This is a genomic window from Ancylobacter sp. TS-1, assembly GCF_009223885.1.
Taxonomy (GTDB): domain Bacteria; phylum Pseudomonadota; class Alphaproteobacteria; order Rhizobiales; family Xanthobacteraceae; genus Ancylobacter.
Map to the genome: position 1 here is coordinate 1,120,320 of NZ_CP045144.1, position 15,130 is coordinate 1,135,449.

General features: G+C 69.8%; 13 protein-coding genes and 1 pseudogene. 8 read left to right on the plus strand and 6 right to left on the minus strand.

Annotated features, from left to right (window positions below; all coding sequences use genetic code 11):
• Positions 1–23 precede the first annotated feature (23 nt).
• Positions 24–1,013: a threonine/serine dehydratase gene (locus tag GBB76_RS05475; RefSeq protein ID WP_152302360.1), complete on the minus strand. Its 990-nt coding sequence runs from the start codon at positions 1,011–1,013 to the stop codon at positions 24–26.
• Positions 1,014–1,135: 122 nt separating this feature from the next.
• Between GBB76_RS05475 and GBB76_RS05480 the strand changes: the two genes are divergently transcribed.
• Positions 1,136–1,756: a helix-turn-helix domain-containing protein gene (locus tag GBB76_RS05480; RefSeq protein ID WP_152302361.1), complete on the plus strand. Its 621-nt coding sequence runs from the start codon at positions 1,136–1,138 to the stop codon at positions 1,754–1,756.
• Positions 1,757–2,059: 303 nt separating this feature from the next.
• Here the strand turns inward: GBB76_RS05480 and GBB76_RS05485 are convergent, their stop codons facing one another.
• A complete protein-coding gene (locus GBB76_RS05485; protein ID WP_152302362.1) occupies positions 2,060–4,273 on the minus strand; it encodes an esterase-like activity of phytase family protein in 2,214 nt (737 codons plus the stop codon).
• 366 nt (positions 4,274–4,639) lie between these two features.
• Here GBB76_RS05485 and GBB76_RS05490 point away from each other — a divergent pair, with 366 nt between their 5' ends.
• The 3 genes from GBB76_RS05490 to GBB76_RS05500 all read left to right on the plus strand — a co-directional run bounded on the left by GBB76_RS05490 (position 4,640) and on the right by GBB76_RS05500 (position 7,914).
• Entirely contained in the window at positions 4,640–5,779 is a 1,140-nt protein-coding gene (locus tag GBB76_RS05490; RefSeq protein WP_152302363.1) for a TRAP transporter substrate-binding protein, read from the plus strand.
• A gap of 177 nt (positions 5,780–5,956) precedes the next feature.
• Positions 5,957–6,586 carry a TRAP transporter small permease subunit gene (locus tag GBB76_RS05495; RefSeq protein WP_152302364.1) on the plus strand — a complete coding sequence of 210 codons (630 nt, stop codon included), beginning with the start codon at positions 5,957–5,959 and terminating at the stop codon, positions 6,584–6,586.
• Positions 6,586–7,914 carry a TRAP transporter large permease subunit gene (locus tag GBB76_RS05500; RefSeq protein WP_152302365.1) on the plus strand — a complete coding sequence of 443 codons (1,329 nt, stop codon included), beginning with the start codon at positions 6,586–6,588 and terminating at the stop codon, positions 7,912–7,914. The genes GBB76_RS05495 and GBB76_RS05500 overlap by 1 nt, the downstream gene beginning before the upstream one ends.
• Positions 7,915–8,025: 111 nt before the next feature.
• Here GBB76_RS05500 and GBB76_RS05505 read toward each other — a convergent pair whose 3' ends face one another.
• The gene (locus GBB76_RS05505) at positions 8,026–9,501 is read right to left on the minus strand and encodes an ATP-binding protein (protein WP_152302366.1); all 1,476 of its coding nucleotides are present in this window, start codon (positions 9,499–9,501) and stop codon (positions 8,026–8,028) included.
• Between the two features lie 169 nt (positions 9,502–9,670).
• Between GBB76_RS05505 and GBB76_RS05510 the strand changes: the two genes are divergently transcribed.
• Both GBB76_RS05510 and bcsS read left to right on the plus strand, forming a co-directional pair.
• On the plus strand, positions 9,671–10,126 hold the full coding sequence (locus GBB76_RS05510) for a DUF488 family protein (RefSeq protein ID WP_152302367.1): 456 nt from the start codon (positions 9,671–9,673) through the stop codon (positions 10,124–10,126).
• A gap of 139 nt (positions 10,127–10,265) precedes the next feature.
• Entirely contained in the window at positions 10,266–11,018 is a 753-nt protein-coding gene (gene bcsS, locus GBB76_RS05515) for a cellulose biosynthesis protein BcsS (RefSeq protein ID WP_246669050.1), read from the plus strand.
• A 42-nt stretch (positions 11,019–11,060) separates the two neighbouring features.
• Here bcsS and GBB76_RS18815 read toward each other — a convergent pair whose 3' ends face one another.
• From GBB76_RS18815 to GBB76_RS05525, 3 genes and pseudogenes are all read right to left on the minus strand, one after another.
• Complete coding sequence (locus tag GBB76_RS18815) at positions 11,061–11,753, minus strand: nucleotidyltransferase family protein (RefSeq protein ID WP_305765049.1); 693 nt, start codon at positions 11,751–11,753, stop codon at positions 11,061–11,063.
• 15 nt (positions 11,754–11,768) lie between these two features.
• Positions 11,769–12,443: pseudogene (locus GBB76_RS18820) on the minus strand (XdhC family protein); the annotation flags it as partial.
• Positions 12,443–12,766, minus strand: coding sequence for an XdhC family protein (locus tag GBB76_RS05525; protein ID WP_152302369.1), 324 nt, complete (start codon positions 12,764–12,766; stop codon positions 12,443–12,445). The pseudogene GBB76_RS18820 and the gene GBB76_RS05525, both read right to left, overlap by 1 nt.
• An 89-nt stretch (positions 12,767–12,855) precedes the next feature.
• Here GBB76_RS05525 and GBB76_RS05530 point away from each other — a divergent pair, with 89 nt between their 5' ends.
• Together GBB76_RS05530 and GBB76_RS05535 are read left to right on the plus strand one after the other, a co-directional pair.
• Entirely contained in the window at positions 12,856–13,941 is a 1,086-nt protein-coding gene (locus GBB76_RS05530) for a lysine-2,3-aminomutase-like protein (RefSeq protein WP_152302370.1), read from the plus strand.
• Entirely contained in the window at positions 13,938–15,125 is a 1,188-nt protein-coding gene (locus GBB76_RS05535; protein ID WP_152302371.1) for an NAD(P)/FAD-dependent oxidoreductase, read from the plus strand. The genes GBB76_RS05530 and GBB76_RS05535 overlap by 4 nt, the downstream gene beginning before the upstream one ends.
• The last annotated feature ends 5 nt before the right edge of the window (positions 15,126–15,130 follow it).

The window sequence follows — 15,130 nt, forward strand, 5'->3', positions numbered from 1 at the left end:
GACGACCGACGTCGCCGCCCGGCTCAGGCCGCGGCGAGGCAGCGGGCGAAGGTCGAGCGGTCGACATTGCCGCCCGACAGCACGATGGCGGCCACCTTGCCCTTGAGGTCGAGCCGGCCGGCAAGCACGGCGGCCAGCGCCACCGCCCCGCCCGGCTCCACCACGATCTTCAGTTCCTCGAAGGCGAAGGCCACCGCCCGCGCCACTTCCTCGTCGGTGGCGGAGACGCCTTCGCCGACGATGCGCGAGGAAATCTCGAAGGTCAGCCGGCCCGGCGTCGCCGCCAGCAGCGCGTCGCAGATCGAGCCCGAGGCGCGGTTGTTGCGCTCGCGCCCGCCGGAACGGAAGGAGCGCGCGTGATCGTCGAAACCGGCCGGCTCGGCCGTCATCACCCGCGCCTCGGGGAAGCGGTCCTTCACCGCCAGCGCGATGCCGGAGACGAGGCCGCCGCCGGAGGCATTGGCCACCACGACGTCGGGTACGAGCCCGCGCGCGGCAAGATCCTCGGCGATCTCCAGGCCGACCGTGCCCTGCCCGGCGATAATGTAGAAATCGTCATAGGGCGGCACGAAGACGGCGCCGCGCTCGGCCGCGATGGCGCCGGCGATGGCGTCGCGGTCGTCGCGCTCGCGATCGTACTCCACCACCTCGCCGCCGAAGGCGATGGTACGCGCCCGCTTCATCTCCGGCGCGTCCTTCGGCATCACGATGACCGAGCGCATGCCCATCAGCGTCGCCGCCGCCGCCACGCCCTGCGCGTGGTTGCCCGAGGAACAGGCGACCACGCCGCCGGCGCGCTGGTCCTGCGGGATGCGCGAGATGCGGTTATAGGCGCCGCGGAACTTGAAGGAGCCCGTGCGCTGCAGCGGCTCGGGCTTCAGGAACACCTGCCCGCCGACGATCTCGTCGAGGCGCGGCGAACTGATCAGCGGCGTGCGGATGGCGACGCCGGCAAGGCGCTCGGCGGCGGAAACCACGTCATCGATGGTGGGAAGGGCGTTGCTCTGCATCATGGCGCGAGCTTAGTCCGGCCCCATGCGGCGCGCATCTGAATTCGCCGCGACGGCGCGGCGCGCTTGCGCCGGCCGGCGCGCGCAACCTAGATACACGGGCACATCGGCGAACAGGAGCAGGCATGTCAGGTCGCACGCGCAGTTTCGATCGGAGCGACATGGATGCCGGCGCGCAGGCCATCACCGGCCAGCTCGGCCGCACCATCCAGCGGCTGCGCAAGGCCTATAATCTCTCGCTGTCGGAACTGTCGGAACAGTCGGGCGTCGCCAAGTCGATCATCAGCCAGATCGAGCGCAACGAGACCAACCCGACGCTGGCCACCGTGTGGCGGCTCTCGCAGGCGCTCGACATGTCGATCGACCGCTTCATGGCGGCCACCGACGACGAGCCCTTCGTCGAGCACCTCACCCGCGCCGATACGCCGATCCTGCTGTCGGAAGACGGCAAATGCCGGCTCACCATCACCGGCTGGATCAAGACGGTGGAATGGCTTCAATGGTTCGACTTCGCCGCCGAACCGGGCGGCGAGCTGGTCTCCGACGGGCACCAGCGCGGTTCGGTCGAGTGCCTGTCGGTGCTCAGCGGCGAGTTGCAGGTCGAATGCGGCGACGCGTTCGAGACCGCCCGCGCCGGCGAGACGCTGCGCTACCGCTGCGACCGCCGCCACGTCATCCGCAACCTCGGCACCGAGCCGGCGCACGCCACCATGGTCTGCCTGCTCAAGGCCGCCGTGCTCGACTAAGCCGAACCCTTCATCCTTCGAGGCTCGCTGCGCTCGCACCTCAGGATGACGTCGCTCCTTCCGAGACGACACTCCGTCATGCTGAGGCGCCCTGCGCAGCAGGCACTCGAAGCACGCGGGCCCGCAAAGACCGGCCGGAACGCAAACGGGCGCCCGAAGGCGCCCGTTCCTGATTTTCCGGACCTTTTCTCCCTCATGGCCGGGCTTGACCCGGCCACCCAGAGGACCGGGACCGCCGGCGCAGAGCGGGATCCCCGGGTCAAGCCCGGGGATGAGGGAAAGCGGAGAGGTCGAGCCGTCGACTCAGAGCTTGCCGAGGCCGATGAACTGCGTCTCGCCGGAGGAGCCGTCCACGCCGTCATTGTCGGTGACGATGAAGGCATTGCCGGCGGCGTCGATGGCGAAGCTCTCGACCTTGTCGAGCACATAGCCCTTGGGCGCCTGCAGCAGCGGCAGCAGGTCCTTGATCTCGGTCTTGGCGAGGACCGGCGGGGCCGCCTCGCTGCCGAGCCCGGCCGGCGTCACGCCCTTGAGCGAGACGAAGGTGAGCTTCTTCAGCTTGGCGTCCGGGCCGATGAGGTTGTCGCGCTCGATGGCGATCAGCCCGTCCTTGTAGGGGGTGAGTTCGGACAGGCCGACCCAGCCCTTCTCGGTCTTGGCGAGCGGGTAGCGGACATAGCCCCAGCTCTTGGTCGCCGGCTTGTAGGCGAGAAGCTTGGCGAAGCCCTTCGGGTCGTCCTTCCACTCGCGCTGCACGGCGATCCACACGGTCTCGTCGGCGCCGGAGCCGATCACCGCCACGCCCTCGAAGCCGAAGCGGGTGGCCTGCGCGGCGAGAGCCTCGGGAAGAACGATCTCCTCGGCGACGGCGCCGTCGGCGTCGACCCGCAGCAGCAGGTTCTGCGTGGCCTTTTCCTTCTTCTCCGGGTTGCCCTCGGAAACCACCCAGAAGCCGCCCTCGGGACGCACCGCGAGGCCTTCAAGGTCGAGACCCTTGGCCGGCTCGCCGCCCTTGGTGAGCACCTTCGCCGCGACGATCTTCGCCGGGGTGGCGGTCGCGTCGACGGTGAGGATGCGCGCCTGCGCATAGGCGCTGTCGGTCACGGCGTAGAGCGTGCCCGGCTGCTTGGAATCGGCGGCGAAGCCCGACAGGGCCGACCACCAGATCGGCTGCCCGTCCGCGCCGTCGGCCGAGAGGATGGTCGGATAGGCCGGCTTGGCGCCGGGCTGGCGCTGGTAGACGGTCACGACCGAGCCGATGCCGCCATCCTCGCGCAGGTCGGTTTCGGCGGCGGTGACGAACAGGTCGCGCTTGGGCAGGGCGATCAGGCCCTCGGGGCCGACGCCGCCCGGCAACACCTGAAGGAACTCCGGCGCCGCGCCGGGGCCCTTGTCGCGATAGACGAACACCAGCGAGCCGCGCTCGGAGGCGACGAAGATGAGGCGGTCGTCGCCGAAGGTCGCGACTTCCGCGCCCTCCATCTCGAAGCCCTTCTTGTTGCGCTTGTCGGGGTAGTGGCCGAGACGCACCGCCATGTGTTCCGGCGCCGTGCCGCTCTCGAACACCAGCTTGCCGGTCTTGTCGAAGATGGAGAAGCCGCGCGTGCCGCCCTTCCAGTCGCCCTCATTGGCGATCACGAAGCGGTCGTCGTCGATCCACTGCACGGTGTCCGGCTCGCGGGCGACGCCCTTGGCCGAGCCGGACAGGTCGATCACGCCGTCCTTCTTGGTGTCGATATGGTCGAGGTCGACCGTGCCGGCGGAGAAATGCGACGTGACCTTGCCGGTGGGCAGGTCGACCACGACGATGTGGTTGTTCTCCTGCAGGGTGAGCACGACCTCGTTGCGGGAATTGATGTCGAGATATTCCGGCTCCGGGTCTTCCGGCGCGACGGCGGCGAGGCCGGTGAGGTCCACGACCTTCTTGGACTCGTCGACCACGCGGCCGTTCTTCACCTGGAAATAGGTGAGGTTGCCGGCCGGCATCTGCGGGATGGCGCCGTCGTTCACGTCCTCGTCGCGCTCATTCTCGATGGCGATGGCGAGGTAGCTGCCGTCCGGGCTCTTGGTGATCGAATCGGGCTGGCCGCCAAGGTCGATCTTGTCCTCGACCTTGCGGGTGGCGAGGTCGACCACCGCCAGATGGCCGGAGGGCTTGGCCTTGGATTCGGAGGTGTTGACGCCGACATAGGCCTTGCTGCCGATCACCACCGTGGTCGTCGGCTCGCCGTCGAGGGCGACGACGCCGGCGGATTTGGGCGCGGCCGGGTCGGTGATGTCGATGAAGCCGATGCGCTGGCCGGGGCTGTCGCTGTAGATCAGCGTGTTGCCGTCCTCGGTGAAGGTGATGATCTCGGCGGCGGTCGACTTGGCCGGATCGGCGCCGGCGGGCAGGTTGTCGACCACGTTGAACGTGCCGATGCGGTTGAAGGGTGCGTCGGCCGCCTCGGCCGTGGCCAACGCGCCGGCGAGGGCGAGCACCGCCGCCGACACGCCGGCAAGAAGAATCGCGCGCATGGAATGATCCCCGTCAGTATGCGGGCGGGCGCCCGCGCTGCCGCCGTTCAACGCCGCGCGAATGACAGGCGGATGACGAAATCGCGCGGGCACCGCAGAACGCGCGCCGCCACCGCGCCCGGCCGCGTCGCCGGGGAACGACTGCCCGGACGTCGGCTCCGGTCAGAAAAATTTGCCAACCACCCCGCAAAGCCCCGCAAACAGGGACAAAATGCGACTTTGGTCGATGTCATTTAGCCGTAATGGCGTGAATTAGGGCTTGCACTTGCCGTTTCGGCATCGTCTCCTTGGGGCATCGGGACAAGGCGCTCAATCGCCGCCCGGCGGGCACGACCCGCGAAGGAAACGCTAAAGGAGGAAACACCCATGACCGATACGTCAGGGAAGAATGCGGACGCGCGTCACGAGGTCCGCACCAGCCGTCGCCGCTTCATCGCCACGGCTGCGGCCGCCGCCGCCGGCGTCACCGTCGCGGCTCCGGCCGTGCATGCGCAGGCCCCCATCAAGCTGAAATTCCAGTCGACCTGGCCGAACAAGGACATCTTCCACGAGTTCGCCGGCGACTATGTGAAGCGCGTCAACGCCATGACCGGCGGTCGCGTCGAGCTGGAAATCCTGCCGGCCGGCTCGGTCGTCCCCGCCTTCCAGATGCTCGACGCCGTGTCCTCGGGCATTCTCGACGGCGGCCATGGCGTCGCCGCCTACTGGTATGGCAAGAGCAAGGCCTTCTCGCTGTTCGGCACCGCGCCCGCCTTTGGCTGGGACGCCGACGAACTGCTGGGCTGGGTACGCTATGGCGGTGGCCAGCAGCTCTATGACGACCTCGTCCAGAACACGCTGAAGCTGAACGTCGTCGGCATGCTGACCGGCCCGATGCCGAGCCAGCCGCTCGGCTGGTTCAAGAAGGAAATCACCAGCGCCGACGACATGAAGGGCATGAAGTACCGCACCGTCGGCCTCGGCGCGGACCTCTTCAAGGAGTTCGGCGCGGCGGTGACCATCGTTCCCGGCGGCGAAATCGTCCCGGCGATCGACCGCGGCCTGCTCGACGGCGCCGAGTTCAACAACCCGTCTTCCGACCTCATCCTCGGCTTCCCCGACGTGGCCAAGGTCTACATGCTCGGCAGCTACCATCAGGCGCTCGAGTGCTTCGAGATCCTGTTCAACAAGACGAAGTTCGACAGCCTGCCTTCCGACGTGCAGGAGATCCTCAAGGGCGCGTCCGACGCCACCTCCTCCACCATGATGTGGAAGGCCCAGGACCGCTACTCCAAGGATCTCGCGGCCATCAAGGCGCGCGGCGTGAAGGTGCTGCCGACCCCGAAGGCGGTGCTGGAAGCCCAGCTCAAGGCCTGGGACGTCGTGATCGCCAACCTCTCGACCGACCCCGTCTTCAAGAAGGTGGTCGACAGCCAGAAGGAATGGGCCAAGCGCATCGTCGGCTTCCGTCTCGAATACGAGCCGGACTCCAAGTTCGCCTACGACCACTTCTTCAAGACGGCCTGACCTGCTGCCGCGTTTCGCCCCTCTCCGGCGACGGAGAGGGGCTTTTGGTTTCGGTAGAGCACCGGCGATCATCCGCCCGGCACCGGCCTCTCGCACGGTGCCGGGCGCGGTGGACGCCGTTCTGTCTTGCCGGCAGCCGGCGCCTGCACGAGGCCATGCCAAAAGAGGCCACTTCCAATGCAATCCATCCTTCTCGGCGTTGACCGGGTGAACGCCTTCATCGGCAAGCTGTTCGCCTGGTGCATCGTCATCCTCATGGTAGCGATCTGCTACGAGGTGTACTGCCGCTATGTCCTGCGCGCCCCCACCACCTGGGCCTATGACGTCAGCCTGATGCTCTATGGCGCCCTGTTCATGATGGCGGGCGCCTACACGTTGTCGCGCAACGGCCATGTGCGGGGCGACTTCATCTACCGGAAGTGGGCGCCGACGACGCAGGCCAAGAGCGATCTGGTCCTGTATTTCCTGTTCTATTTCCCCGGCATCCTGGCGCTGATCTATTCGGGCTGGGGGTATTTCTACCTCTCCTGGCTGCTGAACGAGCATTCCTCCTTCAGCCCCGAAGGCCCGGTCATCTGGCCGTTCAAGGCCATCATTCCCTTCGTCGGCGTGATGATGCTGTTCCAAGGCGTGGTCGAGGTCGTGCGCTGCTGGATATGCATCCGCGACGGCGACTGGCCGCAGCGCCTGCACGATGTGGAGGAACTGGAGAAGGTCATCCTCGACGAAGCCGCCGCCAAGGCCGCCGCAGAAGAAGAAGCCGCCAACGCCGCCGAGCGTGAGGCCACGACCCGGGGGTCCCTGTGATGTTCATCTCCGATCCCGCACTCGGCATTTTGATGCTGGTGCTGTTCCTGATTCTGCTGATGCTCGGCTTCCCGATCGCCTTCACCCTGATGGCGCTCGGCGTGGCCTTCGGCTACCTCTCGATCGGCGACGGCATCTTCCAGCTCTTCGTCCAGCGCACCTATTCGGTGATGGCCAACGACGTGCTGATCTCGATCCCGCTGTTCCTGTTCATGGGCTATGTGATCGAGCGCGCCAACATCCTCGACCGGCTGTTCCGTGCCATCCAGCTCGCCGCCGGCTGGATTCCCGGCTCGCTGGCCGTCGCGACGCTGATCACCTGCGCGCTGTTCGCCACCGCGACCGGCATCGTCGGCGCCGTCGTCACGCTGATGGGCCTTCTGGCCTTCCCGGCCATGCTGCGCGCCGGCTACGACACCAAGATCGCCTCGGGCGTCGTCTGCGCCGGCGGCTGCCTCGGCATCCTGATCCCGCCGAGCGTCATGCTCATCCTCTACGGCGCGACCGCCGGCGTGTCGGTGGTCAAGCTCTACGCCGCCGCCTTCATCCCCGGCATCACGCTGGCGGGCATGTACATCGCCTATGTCGTTATCCGGGCGATGATCAATCCGTCGCTGGCGCCCAAGCTGCCGGCGTCGGAGCGCAACGTCCCGACGATGACCATCATCTGGGCGCTGCTGACCTCCTTCTTCCCGCTCGTCCTGCTGATCGTCACCGTGCTGGGCTGCATCATCCTCGGCCTTGCCACGCCTTCCGAGGCGGCGGCGGTCGGCGCGCTCGGCGCCATCCTGCTGGCGCTGGCCTACCGCACCTTCAGCATCGAGAAGCTCAAGGACTCGGTGTTCCTCACGGCGCGCGCCTCGGCGATGGTCTGCTGGCTGTTCGTGGGCTCGGCGGTGTTCTCCGCCGTCTTCGCCCTGCTCGGCGGCCAGCGCCTGGTGGAAGAGTTCATCATGGGGCTGGACCTGGGCCCGATCGGCTTCCTGATCCTCACCCAGGTGATCATCTTCGTGCTCGGCTGGCCGCTGGAATGGACGGAGATCATCGTGATCTTCCTGCCCATCTTCCTGCCGCTGCTCGACCACTTCAACATCGACCCGATCTTCTTCGGCGTGCTGGTGGCGCTGAACCTGCAGACCTCGTTCCTGTCGCCACCCGTGGCGATGGCTCCCTTCTACCTGAAGGGCGTGGCCCCCAAGCATGTCTCGATCGACGAGATCTTCTCCGGCGTCATGCCCTTCATCTTCATCGTCGTCTTCGCGATGGTGCTGCTCTACACCTTCCCGAACTTCGCGCTCTGGCTGCCCAACTACCTCTATGGCGGCTGACGCATAGCGACGTGACAGCGACAAACGGAAACGGGCCCGGCGACGGGCCCGTTTTCATGTCGGGGGTACCGGCCGAGCCGGCGGGAGGGGCTCCGCAGCAGAGGCGGGACGTCAGGCGGTCAGCGCCTTGGGGTCGCCCGGCGCGGTCTTCCAGCCGAGCGCGGGGAAGCGCACCACGCGCCGGCCGCGGAAATCCGCCTCGCAGACGAGGTGGCCGCGCTCCTCCATATAGGTCAGCAGCCAGCGCCCGCGCGAGGGCGAGCGGCTGCCATAGGCGCGCGCCAGCGCCTCGTCGGCCGGGGACGGCGCCCCGTCCATGCCGGCGCGGGCCAGCAGCAGGAACACGCCCTGCATCTCTTCCGGCAGGCCGGCCGCCTGATTCACCGCGCGCTGCCAGCCCTCGTCGCCGATGCGCGCCTCCAGCCCGGCGCGGGCGATGGCGAGGCGGCGGGTGAAGTCGGCAAGGTCCGGCACCTTCGAGCCGACCCGGCGGACCCGGCAATGCACGAGGAAATCGGGATAGAGCGCGGCGGCGGAGCGGAACGGCGCCTCCGGATCGGCCACGAACTGGCGCACGATCTCCTCGACCAGCGCCTCGCGCTCGGCATCGAAGGCGGCGGCGGCCTCCGGGTCGACCGGCACCGGCGCGGGGGCCGGCGTGTCCTCGATGGTGTCCAGAAGCTCGTCGGTCGCCGGCACGGCGGCACGCGGCGGCGGGGCCGGCAGCGGCTCGGTGGCCAGATCGTCGAAGATCAGGTCCTGGATCTGCGCCGAGTCGAGTTCGGGCGGCGGCATCAGCTCGGGGCGCCCGTTGCGGCTGGCGGTTTCCACATGGCCAATCTTCACCGGCAGCGGGCGGCGCGACAGGGCGGGGCCGAGCGCCACGAAGGAGCCGGTGTTGAGGTCGCGGAAACTCTCGGCCTGCCGCTTCTCCATGCCGAGCAGGTCCGCCGCGCGGGCCATGTCGATGTCGAGGAAGGTGCGCCCCATGAGGAAGTTCGACGCCTCGGCGGCGACATTCTTGGCGAGCTTGGCGAGGCGCTGGGTGGCGATGACGCCGGCAAGGCCGCGCTTGCGGCCGCGACACATCAGGTTGGTCATCGCCGAAAGCGAGACGCGGCGCGCCTCCTCCGAGATTTCGCTGGCGCCGGAGGGAGCGAAGAGCTGCGCCTCGTCGACGATCACCAGCATGGGGTACCAGTGCTCGCGCTCGGCGTCGAACAGGCCGTTGAGGAAGGCGGCGGCCGAGCGCATCTGCGCGTCGGCATCCAGCCCCTCGAGGTTGAACACCACCGAGGCGCGGTGGCGGCGGATGCGCGCGGCGATGCGGCCGATCTCGCCGGCGGTGCGCTCGGCATCGATGACGACGTGACCGAAGCGCTCGGCCAGCCCGACGAAATCGCCCTCGGGGTCGATGATCGCCTGCTGCACATGGCCGGCGCTCTGCTCCAGCAGCCGGCGCAGCAGATGCGACTTGCCGGAACCGGAATTGCCCTGCACCAGCAGGCGCGTGGACAGCAGCTCCTCCAGATCGAGCCGCACCGGCTGGCCGGCGCCGTTGGTTCCCAGATCGATACCGATCTTCATGCTGCCTGCGATCCCGATGTTAAGCCCCCGCCTAGCACGCGCGCGCGATCGCTTCAGGGGCTTGACCGCAGAACTCCACAGATTCGGGAGGCGGGGGCAAGGGGCTCACGCGGGAGCGGGGGAAACGAGGGCGCTCGACGCCGCCGCGCGGCTGTGCCAAACGGGAACCATGACCGCCCCGCTCTTCACCATCGGATACGAACAGGTCTCCTCCTCCGCCGTGCTCGACACGCTGGAGGGGGCGGGCGTCGGGCTGCTGGTCGACGTGCGGGCGGTGGCCGCCTCGCGCCGGGCCGGCTTCTCCAAGAACATCCTGGCCGCCGGGCTGCGCGAGCGCGAGATCGACTATCTGCACCTGCGCGGTCTCGGCACGCCGGCGGAAGGCCGGCAGGCGGCGCGCGGCGGCGATTACGGCACGCTGCGCCGCATCTACGACGCCCATCTCGCCACGCCCACCGCGCAGGAACAGCTCGACGAACTCGTCGGTCTCGTGGCGGCGGGCCGGCGCGTCTGCCTGCTCTGCTTCGAGCGCCATCCCGAACATTGCCACCGCCAGATGATCGCCGAGCTGATCTGCGAGCGGGTGGGCGTCGAGGTCGAGCACCTGGCGGCGCCGCCGGTCTGACCGCCTGCGACAAAATGCGGCATTCCACAGCTTGCATACTGATTCGTCGGCAATCCCCGGTTGATTGAGACCGCTGCCCCGAAGTGCTCGGATGGGTTGCACAACCATCTGATCTCCCCACAACCTCGCGAGCGCGGCGATGCTCCTTTCGCCCGTGCGTATCGACGCGCGCCCGCTTGCGCGCCCGCTTGCGGCGGCGCTGTTCGCCGCCCTCTGCCCCGAGGCCGCGGGCGGCGAACTCATGCCGGCATCGCTCAAGGACAGGTTGTACTTCTTCTCCGGCGTCGATATCGCGCGGGACACGGCCTATGGCTGGGCCGGCATGGCCTGGGCGCCGTTCGACCGGATGGACCGGGAGGGCGTGCGGCTGCGCGGGCAGGCCGGCGGCGGCCATTATGACTACCGCACGCAGGCGGTCCCCGGCGGCTGGAACACCGGCGAGAAGCAGGAGGGCGAGGTGCTCGCCGGCTGGCAGTTCCTGCGCGGCGCCCACGCGCTGGCGCTCTATGGCGGCGTCAACGTGGTCGACAACCGGCTTCAGTACCCCGACCCCGGCAATCCCGACCAGGGCACGCAGTTCGGCGCCAAATTCGTCGTGGAATGGTTCTACCGGATCGACGAACGCCGCACCCTGTCCGCCGCCCTCGCCGGCTCCACCGCCGACGGCACGATGAACGCCCGCGCCAGCGCCGGCTGGCGGGCCTTCGACTGGCTCGACCTCGGCGTCGAGGCCGGCGCGACCACCGACTGGCTGGACGAGAGCGCCCGGGTCGGCGGGTTTCTTCTCGTTCCGCTCGCGCGGCAGGAGCTGCGCGTCGCCGGCGGCTGGCGCTGGAGCAGCGACAGCGACGACGGCGCCTATGGCGCGCTCTCCGTCTTCATGCCGTTCTGACGCACGGGCCAACCTCAGGCGGCAAGCGTCAGGCGGAAAGAGTCAGGCGTCTTCGGCCCTCATGCCGTCCAATGCCGCCTCGGCGTCGACATCGGCCCGCGCCGCCAGTTCGTGCAGCGCCAGCGCCTCCAGTTCGTCGCGCGTGTCGATGTCGAGGAACACCGCCTCCCCCTCGGCCGCCACCTCGGCGACGAGACCGGCATTGGCGGCGATGATCTCCCGCGCGCCGATATCGCCTTCCAGCGCGGTGAGCGCGGGAAACATCCGCCGCGACCAGGCGACCGGGTTGCCGCGCCGCCCCTGCGCCACCGGCACGGCGATGAGCCGGCCGGCCGGAACGTCGATGGCCCCCGCCAGCCGGTCGACCAGCGCCCCCTCGATGGCGGGCATGTCGCCAAGCATCACCACCGCGCGGTCAACCGCCTCCGGCAGCGCGCGGATGCCGGTGCGCAGCGAGGTGGACAGGCCCGCCGCGAAATCGGGGTTATGGGCGAACTCGACGTCGAGCCCGGCCAACGCGGCGCGCACCGCCTCCGCCGCATGGCCCGTGACCACGACGACCGGGCGCGCCGCCGAGGCCAGCGCCGCCGTCACCGCCCGCCGCACCAGCGGCTCGCCACCGAGCGGCACGGTCAGCTTGTGCGCCTCCGGCATGCGCGAGCCCAGCCCCGCCGCCAGCACCACGGCGGCGGTACGCCCGCCGGCCGGCGGCTCCCCCGCCCCTTCCGCCGGCATCACGCGCGCCAGCGGCGCCCGGCGCCGCGCGGCGATTACCTCGGCGAGCACCGAGACGGCGATCTCGGCCGGGTTCGCGGCGCCGATGTCGAGGCCGATCGGGGCGCGGATGGACGCCAGCGCCGCGCGCGGCACGCCCTGCCCTGCCAGCCGCTCCAGCCGCGCCGCATGGGTGCGCCGCGAGCCGAGCGCGCCGACATAGAAACAGCCGGCCGCAAGCGCCGCGACCAGCGCGGGATCGTCGATCCGCGCCTCGTGCGAGAGCGCGGCGACCGCCGTGAAGGAATCGAGGCGCAGGCGCGCCAGCGCGTCGTCCGGCCATTCGGCCCGCAGGTCGATGCCGGGAAAGCGTTCGGGCGTGGCGAAGGCGGTGCGCGGGTCGATGATGGTCACGTCCAGCCCGGCCATCGCCGCCATCGGCGCCAGCGCCTGCGAGATATGCACGGCGCCGGTGATGATCAGGCGCGGCGGCGGCACCTCTACGGTCAGGAACAGCGCCTCGCCTTCGTGCTCGATCCGCCCGCTGCGGCCGCTGCGCAGCGCCTCGCCGAGCGGCCCCGCCAGCGGGTCGGCGGCCGCATCCGCGGCCTTCACCAGCCGCTGCCGGCCATCCGACAGCACCGTCACCAGCACGCAGGCGCGGCGCGCCGCGCGCTCGGCATTCATCGCGTCGAGAAGGGCGAGCTCCATCAGTCGACCCTCTCGACATAGACCGCGATGCGTCCGCCGCAGGACAGCCCGACCTGCCAGGCGGTCTCGTCGGCGACGCCGAATTCGACGAGGCGCGCCCCGCCGCCGGCGATCACCTCGGCCGCCTCGGCGACGACGGCGCCTTCCACGCAGCCGCCGGAGATCGAGCCGAGGAAGTTGCCCTCGCCGTCGATCGCCAGATGGCTGCCGACCGGCCGGGGCGCCGAGCCCCAGGTGGCGACCACCGTCGCCAGCGCCACGCCCCGCCCCGCCCGCCGCCACTCGGCGGCCACCCGCAATACGTCGTCGTCGCCTGCGCGCATGGCCGCCTCCCGGTCATTTCCACGCGACTATAACGCGCCGGCCGGCGTCCGCCTTGCCGAGCGGGGCGGAAACCATCACAAAGCCGCGCATGAACCGCCCCCTTGCTTCTCCCGCCGTCGCCGCGCTGCCGGCCCGCACGCTGCGCGGGCTCGACGAGCTCGGCGAGGCCGGCCTGCTGCCGGCCGAGGCCGCGCGCGACGACCTCGCCCGCGTCGCCGCCCGCTACGCCGTGGCGGTCACGCCGGCCCTTGCCGGCCTGATCGACCGCGATGACGCCGCCGATCCCATCGCCCGCCAGTTCGTGCCCGATGCGCGCGAACTGGAGACGCACCCGCAGGAACTGGGCGATCCCATCGGCGACGGGGCGCACAGCCCGGTGCCGGGCATCGTTCACCGCTACCCCGACCGCGTTCTGCTGAAGCTGGTGGGGGTTTGCGCCGTCTATTGCCGTTTCTGCTTCCGCCGCGAGATGGTGGGGCCCGGCGCCGAGACCAGCCTGTCCGACGCGGCGCTCGACGCCGCGCTCGCCTATGTCGCCGCCCATCCGGAAATCTGGGAAGTGGTGGTGACGGGTGGCGATCCGCTTGTCGTCGCGCCGCGCCGGCTGGCCGACCTCATGGCCCGGCTTGCCGCCATCGGCCATGTGAAGATCGTGCGCTTCCATACCCGCGTGCCGGTGGCGGCGCCCGAGCGGGTGACGCCGGCGCTGGTGGAGGCGTTGCGCGCGCCTGATGTGACGACCTATGTCGCGGTGCATGCCAACCACGCCCGCGAGCTGGCGTCCGAGGCCCGCGCCGCTCTGGCCCGGCTGGCGGATGCCGGCCTCGCGCTCGTCGGCCAGAGCGTGCTGCTCGCCGGGGTGAACGACGACGCGCAGACGCTCGCCGCGCTGTTCCGCGCCCTCGTCGAGTGCCGGGTGAAGCCCTATTACCTGCACCATCCCGACCTCGCGCCGGGCACCGCGCATTTCCGCCTGACCATCGAGCGTGGGCAGGAACTGATGCGAGCGTTGCGCGGTCGCGTCTCCGGCCTCGCGCTCCCGACCTATGTGCTCGACATACCCGGCGGCCACGGCAAGGTGCCGGTCGGCCCCTCCTGGCTGGAGCCGGCGCCGGAAGGCTGGCGCGTCACCGATTATTGCGGCGGCGTGCATGCCTATGGGGAGGCGGTGTGAGCCGGCCTGTGGACGTGGATGTGGTGGTGGTCGGCGCCGGCGCGGCCGGGCTGATGTGCGCCATCGAGGCCGGCCGGCGCGGGCGCCGCGTGGTGGTGATCGACCATGCGGACGCGCCGGGCGAGAAGATCCGCATCTCCGGCGGCGGCCGGTGCAACTTCACCAACCGCGACGCGGGCCCGAAGAACTTCCTGTCGGCCAATCCGGGCTACTGCATCTCGGCGCTGCGGCGCTACACGCAGCACGACTTCATCCGCCGCGTCGACGCGCGCGGCATCGCCTGGCACGAGAAGACCCTCGGCCAGCTCTTCTGCGACGGCTCGGCGCGGCAGATCGTGGCGATGCTGACCGACGACCTGCGCGAAGCCGGGGCGGAACTGCGCCTGTCGACCTCCATTGACGGCATCGAGCGCACCACCGACGGCTTTTCGCTGGCGACGACGACGGGCGCGCTCGCCTGCCGCTCGCTGGTCGTCGCCTCGGGCGGCAAGTCGATCCCGAAAATGGGCGCCACCGGCTTTGGCTACGAACTGGCCGAACGGTTCGGCCTCAAGGTGCAGCCCACGCGGCCCGGCCTCGTGCCCCTCACCCTGGAGCCGGGGCTGCTTGGGCGTCTCACACCGCTCACCGGAGTTTCCGTCGAGGCACGTGTGCGGCACGGCAGGACCGCCTTCGAGGAAGGGCTGCTGTTCACCCATCGCGGCCTGTCCGGCCCGGCGATCCTGCAGATTTCCTCCTACTGGCGCGAGGGCGACGAGATTGCCCTCTCGCTCGCGCCCGATACCGACGTCTTCGCCACCCTGCGCGCGGCACGCTCCGCCAATGGCCGGCAGTCGCCGGTCACCGCGCTTTCCGCCTTCATTCCCAAGCGGTTGGCCCAGTTCGTCACCGAGGCCGAGGCCGGTCCGGCCAACCTCGCCGACCTCTCGGACAAGGCGCTGCGGCGCCTCGACGAGGCGGTGAACAACTGGCGGCTCAAGCCGACCGGCTCGGAGGGCTACCGCACCGCCGAGGTCACTCTGGGCGGCGTCGACACGGCCGGGCTCGATTCCCGCACCATGCAGGCGCGCGAGGTGCCGGGGCTCTATTTCATCGGCGAGGTGGTGGACGTCACCGGCTGGCTTGGCGGCTACAATTTCCAGTGGGCGTGGTCGTCCGGCTGGGTCGCCGGCCAGTTCGCCTGAACGCG